At 48.3% G+C, this 12,464-nt stretch carries 11 protein-coding genes; 8 read left to right on the top strand and 3 right to left on the bottom strand.

Annotated features, from left to right (window positions below):
- Window positions 1-14 precede the first annotated feature (14 nt).
- The 5 genes from hrcA (at window position 15) to lepA (ending at window position 7,023) form a co-directional block, all read left to right on the top strand.
- Entirely contained in the window at window positions 15-1,061 is a 1,047-nt protein-coding gene (hrcA, locus tag LBPC_RS07725; RefSeq protein WP_003565751.1) for a heat-inducible transcriptional repressor HrcA, read from the top strand.
- Window positions 1,062-1,237: 176 nt separating this feature from the next.
- Window positions 1,238-1,828: a nucleotide exchange factor GrpE gene (grpE, locus tag LBPC_RS07720; RefSeq protein WP_003565749.1), complete on the top strand. Its 591-nt coding sequence runs from the start codon at window positions 1,238-1,240 to the stop codon at window positions 1,826-1,828.
- A gap of 29 nt (window positions 1,829-1,857) precedes the next feature.
- Window positions 1,858-3,732 (top strand): molecular chaperone DnaK, encoded by a 1,875-nt coding sequence (gene dnaK, locus LBPC_RS07715; RefSeq protein WP_003594633.1) that lies wholly within the window; start codon window positions 1,858-1,860, stop codon window positions 3,730-3,732.
- Window positions 3,733-3,844: 112 nt separating this feature from the next.
- The gene (dnaJ, locus tag LBPC_RS07710) at window positions 3,845-5,008 is read left to right on the top strand and encodes a molecular chaperone DnaJ (protein WP_003565745.1); all 1,164 of its coding nucleotides are present in this window, start codon (window positions 3,845-3,847) and stop codon (window positions 5,006-5,008) included.
- Between the two features lie 176 nt (window positions 5,009-5,184).
- Complete coding sequence (gene lepA / locus LBPC_RS07705; RefSeq protein WP_003575274.1) at window positions 5,185-7,023, top strand: translation elongation factor 4; 1,839 nt, start codon at window positions 5,185-5,187, stop codon at window positions 7,021-7,023.
- 92 nt (window positions 7,024-7,115) lie between these two features.
- Here lepA and LBPC_RS07700 read toward each other — a convergent pair whose 3' ends face one another.
- The 3 genes from LBPC_RS07700 to LBPC_RS07690 form a co-directional block, all read right to left on the bottom strand.
- Window positions 7,116-7,349, bottom strand: a complete 234-nt coding sequence (locus LBPC_RS07700) for a hypothetical protein (RefSeq protein WP_003594628.1) — start codon at window positions 7,347-7,349, stop codon at window positions 7,116-7,118.
- 5 nt (window positions 7,350-7,354) lie between these two features.
- Window positions 7,355-7,831 (bottom strand): ASCH domain-containing protein, encoded by a 477-nt coding sequence (locus tag LBPC_RS07695; protein ID WP_003594626.1) that lies wholly within the window; start codon window positions 7,829-7,831, stop codon window positions 7,355-7,357.
- A 323-nt stretch (window positions 7,832-8,154) separates the two neighbouring features.
- Window positions 8,155-8,526 carry a hypothetical protein gene (locus LBPC_RS07690; RefSeq protein ID WP_003565736.1) on the bottom strand — a complete coding sequence of 124 codons (372 nt, stop codon included), beginning with the start codon at window positions 8,524-8,526 and terminating at the stop codon, window positions 8,155-8,157.
- A gap of 274 nt (window positions 8,527-8,800) precedes the next feature.
- Between LBPC_RS07690 and recJ the strand changes: the two genes are divergently transcribed.
- The 3 genes from recJ (at window position 8,801) to ybaK (ending at window position 12,447) form a co-directional block, all read left to right on the top strand.
- A complete protein-coding gene (recJ, locus tag LBPC_RS07685) occupies window positions 8,801-11,095 on the top strand; it encodes a single-stranded-DNA-specific exonuclease RecJ (protein ID WP_041091508.1) in 2,295 nt (764 codons plus the stop codon).
- Entirely contained in the window at window positions 11,092-11,619 is a 528-nt protein-coding gene (locus tag LBPC_RS07680) for an adenine phosphoribosyltransferase (RefSeq protein WP_003565731.1), read from the top strand. The genes recJ and LBPC_RS07680 overlap by 4 nt, the downstream gene beginning before the upstream one ends.
- A gap of 324 nt (window positions 11,620-11,943) precedes the next feature.
- Complete coding sequence (ybaK, locus tag LBPC_RS07675; RefSeq protein ID WP_003594621.1) at window positions 11,944-12,447, top strand: Cys-tRNA(Pro) deacylase; 504 nt, start codon at window positions 11,944-11,946, stop codon at window positions 12,445-12,447.
- Window positions 12,448-12,464: the final 17 nt, after the last annotated feature.

Here is a 12,464-nt window from a genome sequence, read left to right as displayed (position 1 = left end):
GGTGAGGTGAGAAAATGTTGACGAAACGGCAATTGCTCGTCTTAAAAGAGATCATCCGGTTGTTTACTGAAAGTGGCCAGCCGGTGGGCTCAAAGACGTTAATGCAAGAGCTGCCGGTTCACGTCAGTTCTGCGACGATCCGCAACGACATGGCAGCGCTGGAAGATGCCGGTCTGATCACCAAGACCCATAGCAGTTCAGGTCGAGTTCCTTCGACACAAGGCTATCGCTACTATCTTGATCATCTTGTTGAACCCGTGCGCGTCTCTCGCCATGATTTGGCAACGATCAAGCAGGAGCTTGGCCAGCGTTACAGCAAAATGGACGAAATTGTGGCACAAAGCGCGCAGATTCTATCAAATCTGACGAGCTACACCGCCATTAGTCTCGGTCCGGAAGTCAACAATATTAAGCTCACTGGGTTCCGACTCGTACCACTAGGTAACCATCAAGTCATGGCCATTTTGGTCACGAATAATGGTAATGTCGAAAATCAGGTGTTCACCGTCCCGCCGTCCATTTCTTCCGATGAACTTGAAAAAGCCATCAGAATTGTGAATGATCAGCTGGTCGGGTTGCCATTGGTTCAGGTAGCACAGCGGCTGAGGACGGATGTCCCGTCCATGCTAATGCAGTATTTGACCAGCCCAGACGGCTTCCTTGATATTTTTGGCAATGTCTTAAAGTCAGCTGCCTCTGAACGTTTTTATGTTGGCGGGCGGTTGAACTTGATGGATTACCTTGGCGATTCGGATATTCACGAGCTGAAAAAGATCATGTCGTTGATCGATGCGGATCACGGCGATCTGACTGAGTTGCTGGGCGGCCCGATCCGCCAAACACCGGTTCAAGTGCGACTGGGTCCGGAGTTAAAACCTATTGATCTAGCGAACCTCAGCTTGATCACTGCTAGTTATGATGTTGGTGGTCACGGTACCGGTATGATCGCCCTCTTGGGACCGACGCAAATGCCGTACTCCAAGATGATCGGCTTGCTCGACGTTTTTCGCGAAGAGCTAGCTAAACGGTTGACAGACTACTATGCCAACTTTGATCAATAATCATGTTAGCAAATAGCATCAGTTGGTGTTTTTAAGCCAACTGATGCGTTTAAAGAATAGCGTGAACTGACACGTTCAGAAATCGGCGCACAAATGCAATGGTCTTTTTTGGGCATTGTGCATGTGTTCCTTATGGACAGGCTTTTACGTCAGGAAACGCGTTAAAGGAGGATACCATGGCAGAACAAAAAGCAAAGCATGCAGCAAACGCCGCAAAGAAAGCTGAAAAGTCTGCTGATACGAAAGAGACTTCGTTAAAAGAAGATATTTTACAAGAAAGTATCGCGGATCTTAACGAACAACTTTCGAACAGTAAACATGACGGCGAGCAGTTGAAGCAAGAACGCGACGACTTTGAAGATAAATACCTGCGTGCCGCTGCAGAAATTCAAAATATGAATGCTCGCTTCGAGAAAGAGCAGCAAAAGCTGTTGAAATATGATGGGCAAAAGTTGGCTAAAGCCATTTTGCCAGTTGTTGATAATCTCGAGCGGGCGCTTGCAACCGAGGCCAAAGATGACAGTGCAGTTTCCCTGAAGAAGGGTGTTCAAATGGTTTACGATCATCTGGAACGCGCTTTGAAGGAAAACGGCATCACTGCCATTGATGGTGCCGGGGACAAGTTCGATCCCAATACCCAGCAAGCCGTTCAAACGGTCGCAGCGGATGATCAACATCCAGCTGACACAGTCGCGCAGGTATTGCAAAAGGGGTATTACCTCAAGGATCGTGTGTTGCGTCCTGCTATGGTTGTCGTTGCAAAATAATTAATCTGAAAATAAAGAAGGTATAAACTATGAGTAAAGTTATTGGTATTGATTTAGGGACTACCAACTCAGCTGTTGCGGTTCTGGAAGGTAATCAGCCAAAAATTATCACCAACCCTGAAGGCAATCGGACCACGCCATCTGTTGTTGCGTTTAAAGATGGTGAAATCCAAGTCGGTGAAGTGGCCAAGCGCCAAGCGATCACTAACCCAGACACGATTGTTTCCATTAAGCGCCATATGGGTGAAGCTAACTACAAAGTCAAGGTTGGCGATAAGGAATACACTCCTCAGGAAATTTCTGCGATGATTTTGCAATACATCAAGAAGTTCTCTGAAGATTATCTTGGTGAACCAGTTAAGGACGCCGTTATTACCGTACCGGCTTACTTTAATGATAGCCAACGGCAGGCCACCAAGGATGCCGGCAAGATTGCTGGTTTGAATGTTCAGCGGATTATCAACGAACCAACCGCTTCTGCCTTGGCTTATGGCTTGGACAAAGGCGACAAGGACGAAAAGATTCTGGTTTATGACCTTGGCGGTGGGACATTTGATGTTTCCATTCTGCAATTAGGCGACGGGGTCTTTGAAGTGCTGTCGACCAATGGTGATACCCATTTGGGCGGTGATGATTTTGATAACAAGATCATCGACTGGTTAGTTGCTGAATTTAAGAAAGACAACAATATTGATTTGTCCAAGGATAAAATGGCGATGCAACGGCTGAAGGATGCCGCTGAAAAGGCTAAGAAGGATCTGTCCGGGGTTACCCAGACACAGATCAGCTTGCCATTTATCTCTGCTGGCCCTAATGGCCCGTTGCATTTGGAACGTACCTTGACGCGGGCACAGTTTGACGAAATGACCGCTGACTTGGTTGCCAAGACCAAGATCCCAGTCGAAAATGCTTTGAAGGATGCCAAGTTGACCAACGCTGACATCGACAAGGTTATTTTAAATGGTGGTTCAACTCGGACACCAGCAGTTCAGGAAGCAGTTAAACAGTGGACTGGCAAGGACCCAGACCACAGCATTAACCCAGACGAAGCGGTTGCGCTTGGTGCTGCCATTCAAGGCGGGGTCATCTCTGGTGATGTCAAGGATGTTGTGCTGTTGGATGTAACGCCGCTGTCTCTTGGGATTGAAACCATGGGCGGTGTCTTCACCAAACTGATTGATCGTAATACCACAATCCCAACCTCAAAGAGTCAAGTCTTCTCTACTGCAGCAGATAGTCAACCAGCCGTTGATATCCACGTACTTCAAGGGGAACGGCCAATGGCAGCTGACGATAAGACACTTGGTCGCTTCGAGTTGACGGATATTCCGCCAGCACCACGTGGCGTACCTCAGATCGAAGTTAAATTCGATATTGATAAGAACGGCATTGTTCAGGTTTCTGCGAAGGATCTTGGCACCGGCAAGTCGCAAAACATCACCATCAAGAGTTCTAGCGGTTTGTCCGATGAAGAAATTGAACGGATGAAGAAGGAAGCCGAAGAAAACGCCGATGCCGACGAAAAGCGTAAAGAAGAAGTCGACTTAAAGAATGACGTCGATCAGCTGCTCTTCCAAACCGATAAGACATTGAAAGATGTTGACGGTAAGGTACCTGAAGAAGACATCAAGAAGGTCAAGGATGCTCAGGAAGCCTTGAAGAAGGCTCAACAAGAAAACAACTTGGACGACATGAAGCAAAAACGGGATGACTTGAGCAAACTGGTTCAGGATATGACCGTGAAGTTGTACGAAAATGCCCAGAAGAATCAGCAGGCGCAAGGCGGCCCAGCCAGCGGTGCAGCAACTGATGCAGGCGCAGCTCAAGGCAGCGATGATAAAAAGTCTGACGATGACACCATTAATGGTGACTACAAGGATGTTTCCGACGACGATAAGAAGTAACATGTTGTATCATGAGCAAGAAGCCGAAGCCGCGGCGCGGTTTTGGCTTTTTGTTTGAATTATGCTATGCTGAACAGGCATTTTCAGTCATGATCTGAATCGAGGAGGAACTATGGCGGATCAGAAAGATTATTATGAGACACTCGGTGTAAGCCGAGATGCCGATGATGACACCATTCGTAAAGCGTTCCGCAAGCTTTCGAAGAAATACCATCCGGATCTCAACCATGCACCAGGGGCTGAGCAGAAGTTCAAAGACATTAATGAAGCCTATCAGGTTTTGTCTGATCCCCAAAAACGGGCGGCCTATGACCAGTATGGTTCTGCTGACGGTCCGCAAGGGTTTGGCGGCGCTGGTGCTGGTCAAGGCGGATTTAGTGACTTTGGCGGCGGACAAGGCGGTTTTGGCGGATTTGACGATATCTTCAGTCAATTCTTTGGCGGTGCCGGCGGTGGTGCGCAGGCTAATCCATCCGCTCCGCGCCAAGGAGCCGATTTGCAATACCGCATGGACCTAACGTTTGAGGAAGCTATTTTTGGTAAAGACACCAAAATTTCCTATGATCGTGAAGCCGTTTGTCACACCTGCAATGGCAGCGGCGCTAAACCTGGCACCAGTCCCGTGACCTGTCATAAGTGTCACGGTAGTGGGTATATTCAGGTTCAACGCAATACCGCATTTGGCGCCATGATGACGCGGCAGGTTTGCGATGTCTGCGGCGGTACAGGTAAGGAGATCAAAGAAAAGTGCCCGACTTGTCATGGCACTGGCCACGAACAGGAACGTCACACCATCGATGTGAAAGTACCTGCTGGTGTTGAAGACGGCCAGCAAATGCGACTACAGCAGGCTGGTGAAGCTGGAACCAACGGCGGCCCTTATGGTGATCTCTATATTGTTTTCCGAGTCGCACCAAGCAAAAAGTATCAACGTGACGGTTCAGAAATCTATCTGACCATTCCGTTGAGCTTTGCCCAGGCAGCCTTAGGTGACGAGATCAAAGTCGACACCGTTCATGGTGCAGTTGAATTGAAAATTCCTGCTGGCACCCAAAGCCAGACGAAGTTCAGACTTCGCGGCAAAGGGGCACCACGCTTACGCGGCAACGGCACTGGTGATCAGATTGTCACCGTTGAAGTGCAGACGCCAAAGCATTTGAATGAGAAGCAAAAGTCAGCCTTAATGCAGTTCGCAGCCGCTAGTGGCGAGGATGTCACCCCGCACAATGGCACGCTGTTCGATCGGGTTAAGGAAGCTTTTAAAGGCGGTAAGTAAGCAAAAAGCGATCCTATATGGATCGCTTTTTTGATGGGGACATGTTTGAATCGTTACAGAATGGAATCAAGATCAAACTGACACTACCTTTAGCTGTCCGTTTCTACCGAGCTGCGCCAAGCTCTGCTATAATAGAACTCATATCACATTCGCTTAGAAAGTAGGCACTACTAAACATGAATCAAGAAGAAATGCTGGACCGCCAAAAGCATATCCGCAATTTTTCGATCATCGCCCACATTGATCACGGGAAGTCGACCCTTGCTGATCGTATTTTGGAGTTGACCGATACCATTGCCAAACGTGATATGCAGGCGCAGGTGCTAGACGATATGGCACTTGAACGTGAACGTGGCATTACCATTAAACTAAATGCGGTTGAACTGCATTACAAAGCTAAAAATGGCGAAACTTATATTTTTCATCTAATTGACACACCGGGACATGTTGACTTCAGCTATGAAGTCAGCCGCAGTCTGGCGGCCTGTGAAGGGGCCTTGCTGGTCGTGGATGCCACCCAAGGCGTCGAAGCCCAGACATTAGCCAACGTCTATTTAGCGATCGATGATGACCTTGAAATCATCCCGGTCATTAACAAGGTTGATTTACCGAGTGCCCAGCCAGATGTCGTTAAAGAGGAAATTGAAGAGATGATCGGGCTGGATGCCTCCGATGCTATTTTGGCCAGTGGTAAAACCGGCCTAGGCGTGCCTGAAATTCTTGAGCGGATTGTGACCGATGTGCCAGCACCATCTGGCGATTTGAATGCGCCATTACAAGCACTGATTTTTGACTCGGTTTATGACGATTACCGTGGCGTTGTGCTTGATGTGCGCGTCAAGGAAGGCCAAGTTAAAGTCGGCGACACCATTCAGCTGATGAGCAATGGCAAGCAATTTCAAGTGACCGAAGTCGGCGTGATGTCGCCTAAAGCGGTCAAACGTGATTTTCTAATGGTCGGAGATGTTGGCTATATCACAGCCGCGATCAAAACCATTCAGGATACTCGTGTGGGTGATACGGTGACCTTAGCGGATCGGCCAGCAGAAAAGCCGCTGAAAGGCTATCGCAAAATCACGCCAATGGTGTATTCAGGGCTTTTCCCAGTTGATAATGCCAAGTTTAACGATTTGCGTGAGGCCCTCGAAAAGCTGCAATTGAACGATGCGGCTTTGGAATTCGAACCAGAAACTTCGCAGGCGCTTGGTTTTGGCTTCCGCTGCGGGTTCTTAGGCTTGCTGCATATGGATGTCGTCCAAGAGCGACTAGAACGCGATTACGACCTTGACTTGATCATGACCGCGCCAAGTGTGGATTATGAAATCATCATGACCGATGGCACTGAAAAAACGATCGACAACCCAGCTGACATGCCAGAAGTTAGCGAAATCAAAGAAATTCGCGAACCGTATGTCAAAGCCTCAATCATGGTGCCTAATGATTATGTCGGGCCAGTCATGGAGTTATCGCAACGTAAGCGCGGCGAGTTTGTGACGATGGATTATTTAGACAAGTATCGGGTGAATGTGATTTACAACTTGCCGCTTTCAGAAATCATTTACGACTTCTTCGATGATCTCAAGAGCAGCACGAAGGGATACGCCAGTCTGGACTATGAAATCACCGGCTATCGCCAAAGTGATCTGGTTAAGATGGACATCTTGCTTAATGGCGATCCTGTCGATGCGCTCAGTACCATCGTGCACAAGGACTTTGCTTACGAACGCGGCAAGGCCATTGTTGCGCGTCTGAAAACCACGATACCGCGTCAACAGTTTGAAATTCCGATTCAGGCCGCGATTGGCAATAAAGTCATTGCCAGAAGCACTGTGAAGGCTTACCGTAAAAACGTTCTTGCAAAATGTTATGGCGGCGACATCACGCGGAAACGGAAGCTTTTAGAGAAGCAAAAGGCTGGTAAGAAGCGAATGAAATCAGTGGGGTCTGTGGAAGTTCCACAAGAAGCGTTTATGAGTATTCTGAAGATGAATGATGAGGAAAGCCAAGGTAAATAGGCAGTTCTGTTTTCATAGAAACAAAGACCTTGGTGATTTGCCCACCTCTTCTTCAAAACAAGCAAAAAGCAGGCCGTTGTGACCTGCTTTTTTTATGCCTCGTGTTGGTGGTCATCTTCATGTTCATCAACGAGTGTTTTTGCTTTGTGGGCTAACTTTCGCTCCGGTTTAAAGAGCTGATAGGCGCCATAGGAAACTAGGCCGCCGATGGCAGTGATGCTGAAAACGAGTAAGTAGAGTGTGGCATCAAGTGTGGGATGGGGGATGTCATCGAGCTTTTGCGTGACTTTCTTTTCTGTGCTCGCTGTACGATGCTTGAGATTCATTGCTTTCACCTCGTTTGAACGACTGGGTACACAGTATGAAATTCCTCGACTACGACCATGGATGATTCTGGATCAAATTGAATGCCATTTGCTTGATATTCCCGACTGAAAAAGGCTTGATGGACTTCACGCCAACTAGCTAAGGATTGATCGTCTTCTCCTTCGCGTTTAGCAATATCGGCAGTCACTTTCATAAATGGCGTCACAAAAACATTGTCCGTGAAAGTCAAGGCAACAGGCTTATCCGCCCGATTCAAGATAATATTATAGACGCCGGCGTTGGGTAGCGGATCCTGTTCAATAGTATACAGCTCAAAGCCGCTTGAAGTTGCGGTTTTCTTGCCGGTTTTAACCAATGCAGCGAGTTTATCAGCAAATTTTGCACCGCCGAGTTGGTAAGCATCTTCATAGGTGTCAGCGGGCAAATCTAGAGCAGCCTTGGCGTGGGCAAAAAAATCATCTAATTCCTGTTGGTCAGCCATGGCATTCACATCCTTTCTTTATCATCATTATCACACAATAAGCTGGCCGTTGCATGATGATGTGTTTGAAAAATCCTTGTCACTAGCTGCTATCCTGATGTTGCCGATTATCGCCATAACGTGCTCGCAATTGCAAAAGGCTTACATGTGAAAAATAAGGCCACGGTTTTGACCGTTTGCCTTAAGACCACTTACGCGCCGTTTTTTAAGTGTGGTTTGTTCGCGCTCACAAAAAAACCGGCTCCGCAAAGGATACCGGTTGTTTTATTAAAGTTGAACCGCGTCCACAACCGCAGAAACTGAAGCTGTGAAGGTCCTCCAGACTAGAAGACCTGTTCGTCGATTTTACGCATTACAATCTTAGGAACGGTAAGGCCAAGTTCATCAGCCAAAATTTTCATGGCTTCTTCGCGGGTCTTAATTTTATCCATGTCCCACATGATATTTGCAATGCGGCCATTTTCATAGTCAAAAGGCTCTTCGTAGAAGTAATCATCGTCATTGTCTTTGTGAAGTTTTGCCGAAACCTTCTTGGACAATGCCCGAGTGTAATCGCGATCGATCATTTCCGGAACGTCCTTTTCAGTGACGTAACCGACTTTCTCGATTTGGGCAGCTGCTTTATCGACGGCCTCGTCAGAAACGTTAATTTCTTTACCGACCTTTTCATTGAATTGGTCTTGAGATTTTGCCATGATGCTTCCTCCTTATCGCATGACCAACTTAAGCTGATCACACATCTTAAGTCGCTGACTGGAGTTGGGCTTATTCACAATTTAATTATATCACGTTTTCAATGAGTCGCACGGACGGCTTGCATTGAATGTCCGACACAATAACATGTCATGCCGATACGCATTCTGTTTGTGTTACTGTCAGTCAGCATCTGCCAAAGATAACTTAGGTTTACCGGTTAATTCGCTAAGCTTTCTCTGGTATACTGGATCGGTTAGAAAGGAACGAGACGATATGACGCAGTATCAATGGCAACTCGCCCCACAACCTGCAGCAGCTGATGAGCATGCTCTTAGCGAGACGTTGAATGTCCCACCATTTTTAGCGACCTTGTTGCTGCAACGCGGGATTAATGATCAGGCAGATTATGATGCGTTCGTGCACCCAGACACTAGTCGATTGCATGATCCATTCGCCTTGCATGACATGGATAAAGCCGTTGCCCGGATTTTGAAGGCAATTGAGCAAAATGAAAAAATCACGATTTATGGCGATTACGATGTTGATGGGTTGACCAGCAGTGCCATCATGCTTGAGACCTTGCAAAGTCTGGGCGCCGATCCGGATGTGTTTATTCCTGATCGCTTCACCGATGGTTATGGGCCGAATGCCGAAGTTTATGCTTATTTGCAAAAAACTGGCACACAGTTGGTAATCACCGTTGATAACGGTGTGGCTGGTGCCGCAGTCATCGATCCGGCACAGGCTGCAGGCATGGATGTGGTGGTGACCGATCATCACGAGTTGCCAGCAAAGTTGCCGCATGCGGTGGCCGTTGTTCATCCACGGCATCCAGATGGCGATTATCCGTTCGGTGATCTTTCTGGGGCTGGCGTTGCCTTTAAGGTTGCAACGGCCTTATTAGGCGAACCACCGTTAGAAAGCGTTGACTTGGCAGCTTTGGGTACCATTGCTGATCTGGTCAGCTTAACCGATGAAAACCGGGTGATTGCGCAATTAGGACTCAAAATGATCCAGACTCAGCCACGGGTCGGGCTTGCGGCTATTTTAAAGGAAGCCGGTGTTGCCCCGGAAACTGTGAATGAAACAACGGTCGGTTTTGTCATCGGACCGCGGTTGAATGCACTTGGGCGGATGGGCGACGCGAATCCCGGCGTAACGTTGCTGACGACATTTGAGGATGACGTAGCTGCTGAGTTAGCCGAACAAGTCGGCAAGCTAAATCAGGAACGACAAGGATTAGTTGCAAAGATCGCTCAGGAAGCTTTGACGATGGCACAGGCGCCGGAAAACCAAGCGGCCAAAACATTATTGCTGGCCAGCAAAGGTTGGCATGAAGGGGTCGTCGGGATTGTGGCCAGCAAGGTTGTCGAAGCAACAGGCAAGCCAACGTTAATTATGAACATTGCAGATGATGGCGAAACTGCCAAAGGCTCAGGTCGCTCGATTGAGGCTTATCATCTTTTCAAAGCTTTAGAGCCAGCAAAGGAACACATGGTCCATTTTGGCGGCCATCATATGGCTGTCGGTCTCACAGCTAAAACAACGGATTTACCAGCGATTCATGCACAGATGGAGGCGGCTGCGGCAACAATGCTGAAAACTGTTCCGAAACCAACATTGCCTATCACCACGAGGCTGGAAGATGCTGATTTGACATTGGATCACTATCAATTGATCCGTCAGTTGGCACCGTTTGGTCAAGGCAATCCCGAACCGGTTTTCTCAGTACGCCCGCAAGTTATCCAAAATGTGAAACAGATTGGTAAAGAAAACAATCACCTGCGTTTTCAAATCGACCAAGGCATCAATGTGATTGGTTTTGGCTATGGTGATGCTGCGGAAACACTGGCAACGGCACAGGCCGTTAAATTGGCAGTTCAGCTGGATCAAAACACTTGGCAAGGTCATACCAGTCTACAACTCATGTTGAAAGACTATGAAGTCAAACAGCCGCAAGTCATTGACTGGCGAATGCCAACGATTGACGGCGGCCAGTTCAAAGCCAGCCGCACGTATGTGTTTTTTGATGCGAAAGTAAAGCAACAGTTTGAGCGGCAATTTTCCTTTGGTGGGCCAACGACCATCGCTGCTCAGGTTCAAGCGCCTTTAGCGAATGCAGTTTTAGTCGACTTGCCAAAAGATGCTGCCGCGTTGCATCAGGTGATGCAGTATGTGCAGCCACCTGTTGCCGTCATGTTTTACGGCGCACCAAGCCGCTTGGTTGCTATGCCGACGCGGGCAGAATTTGGGGCCGTGTTGCGTTTTCTGAAGGCCCATCCTGGGTTCGACAAGCATCACATTCCAGCGATTGCTAAGGCGGTCCATTTAACTGTCCATCAAGTGATCTTGGCGGTTCAGGTGTTTTTTGAACTCGATTTTGTTACAATAGAGGGTGCTTTTATTTCTCCAGTCACAGCCCCGGCGAAAAAGCCGCTGCAAACGGCGAAGGCTTATGCCGCGCGCACAGCCTTTCTAGATCTGGCGCAACAGTTACAGACCATGCCGCGCGCTCAGCTTGAAACCATGTTGCTGACGGAGCATTCAGACAGTGAGGTAGAATCATGACCATCAACTTTAAAGATTACATTGCCAGTGTGCAGGATTACCCTGAACCAGGGATTATTTTTCGTGATATTTCACCTTTGATGGCAGATGGCAAAGCCTATGCTGCAGCGACAGATGAAATTGCTGCTTACGCACAGGACAAAGGCGTTGAAATGATCGTCGGCCCAGAAGCACGCGGATTCATTGTTGGCTGTCCAGTGGCGTACAAGCTGGGTATTGGCTTTGCTCCGGCGCGGAAAAAAGGGAAGTTGCCACGGCCAACCGTTAAAGCCAGCTACGATCTTGAATATGGCGAAGCCACCTTATACTTGCATAAAGATGCGATTAAACCTGGCCAACGTGTCCTAGTTTGCGACGATCTGTTGGCCACTGGCGGCACGATTGCTGCTACGATTCGCTTGGTCGAACAGCTTGGCGGCATCGTTGTCGGCACCGCCTTTTTGATTGAGCTAAGCGACTTGCACGGCCGCGACAAGATCAAAGACTATGACATGTTCACGCTGATGTCATACACTGGCGCATGATAGTGGTATTTTCAGTCAAAATGCCCTAGTATTTTAAGTGGCATCGGGATTAACGTAAGACAGAGCGTGAGCCAGTGCGGTTAGCAGCTGGCGTGTAAGCGGCCTTGGGCGTGATGGCCGTCTTTTGACCATTGCGACCAAGGTCCTTACATGCATGTAGGTTGGCTACGCAAGGTGGCGCATTTAAGCAAGAGCGTGAGCAGTCGCGCTTAGAAACCGGCGTGTAAGTGGCCTAAGGCGTGATGACCGGGTTTGGGCTCATCGCACTCGAGGTTCTTACACGCAGATTGCTGCGACTGTGATCGCGTTTAGGGGGGGATCGCGATGGCTAAACATCACAATAAGGTTGAAAAGACCTTGGTCGAAAAAATGTTGGACAAAGCGGGGATCGCTTATGTGCCTTACGAATTTCCGACTGAAGAGGTGGGCGATGTTGCTCAGCTGACAATTGACCATCTGGATGTGCCAGAACATCAGATTTATAAAACGCTGGTCTTGACCGGCAACAAAACTGGTCCGGTGGTCGGCGTCGTGCCGCTCGATCGGCATGTTGATTATAAAAAACTAAGCAAGGTCTCTGGTAACCGCAAAGTGGGCATGGTGCCGCTGAAGGATCTCATGAAAACCACAGGTTACGAGCATGGTGCTAACACACCTATTGGCATTCACGAACGGCATAAGTATCCTATTTTTATCAGTCAAGAGGCTGAGGACCAGGCAACGATCATTGTTTCCGCCGGTAAAGTGGGTCGCTCAGTTGGCATTGATCCTAAAATTTTGGCGCAATTTGTTGATGCACAATTTGCGGATATTGCCACGCAAGACTGAAGGAAGGAGATCGCGTG

The organism is Lacticaseibacillus paracasei subsp. paracasei (assembly GCF_000829035.1).
GTDB classification, from domain to species: Bacteria; Bacillota; Bacilli; order Lactobacillales; family Lactobacillaceae; genus Lacticaseibacillus; species Lacticaseibacillus paracasei.
This window is presented reverse-complemented; position numbering and strand designations above follow the sequence as displayed.